A 1,161-nucleotide genomic window follows, 5' to 3' on the forward strand; every position below is an offset into this window, starting at 1 on the left:
CTGTACAAAATGGCAGTAATTCACCAATGTCTAACGTATTTTTGATGCAAATGGCGGCAATCTCACCTTCAATCGTCACTTTTACAGCAAAAACAGGCCCATTCAATCTTAAGTATTTGAAGCCCGTTCTGACGGCTTCCTCAACCGATTGGCTGCATAAGATGGCGTAGCCCAGAACACCAAAGTGGCTAAACTTCGCAAATTCCCCCAGAGTTATGCCGAGCCCATCATTGGCCAGCATTTGATTCACTTTGCCAAACAATACTAATTTATCTGAGTAGGTAATTTGACATTGCGGATTCAGCCAATCCAGTGTTTCCAATCCAGTGCTTTTCAAAAGTTGAGCCGTGTTAATACCGCGTTCGTTCAGCACATTGAGCAACAAGGCAACATCCAGTGTGCCCAGTTGGTAGCGGTGATCGGTTGGAAGGTATTCAGCAATAACGGTCATTGGGGTTGCACTTTCTTGAGTTATCCGAAGCTTGGGTGTTGGATACTCGTAAATATCGGAGTATTCATACTGGCTCGTTTGGGTATAGACTAAGTCCATCAACCCATAATGTATAGTCGAACGTATTGCGCAGAAAAATCACCATCCGAACTTACACCCGCTCCTCGCAAGGGCACAGCCATACCTTTTACCAAGTACTGATTCCGACGCGTGGATTCATTGATTTAAAAATGGATGGCGAGCCAATGAGCCTATCTTACGGCGATTGTTTGGTGATTCCGCCGGGTTGCTATCACGAGTTTCAGGCTCGGGAAGACTTTCGGTTTTTGGTGGTTGATGTCATCGATTTGCCCGACCCTTTAGTAGGGCTAAACAACGCGGTCATACCTTTGAATGAAGCAGCAAATAACTACGTTCAGTTTATTGAAAAGCAGTTGGATTCCGATTTTAGCGCTGAAGTCGAGAATCAGATTTTGGCGTTGCTGTTTGAGTTGTTAGCGATGCAGGATCTGAACAGTAAAATCGATCTTCGAATCAAAAAAGCGGTGCAATTCATTAATCAAGATATCGCTAAGAATCACACCATAAAAGAACTGGCAAACATTGCTTGTTTAAGCCAAACGCAGTTCAAGCATTTGTTCCTCAAGCACATCAAACTCACGCCACTGAAATACTTAGCCAAAGTCCGTATGGAACGCGCCCGAATTTTG

General features: G+C 44.2%; 2 protein-coding genes. One reads left to right on the forward strand and one right to left on the reverse strand.

The features are described 5' to 3' along the window. Positions 1–550, reverse strand: a 550-nt coding sequence (locus tag CW749_RS28010; protein ID WP_145997902.1) for an AraC family transcriptional regulator ligand-binding domain-containing protein, incomplete at its 3' end; no start/stop codon positions are given. A gap of 26 nt (positions 551–576) precedes the next feature. On the opposite strand from CW749_RS28010, the gene CW749_RS28015 reads away from it, so the two are divergent. Beyond that, positions 577–1,161: AraC family transcriptional regulator (locus CW749_RS28015; protein ID WP_237322626.1), on the forward strand; the 585-nt coding region annotated here is incomplete at its 3' end.

This window comes from Vibrio sp. vnigr-6D03 (assembly GCF_002835515.1).
GTDB classification, from domain to species: Bacteria; Pseudomonadota; Gammaproteobacteria; order Enterobacterales; family Vibrionaceae; genus Vibrio; species Vibrio penaeicida.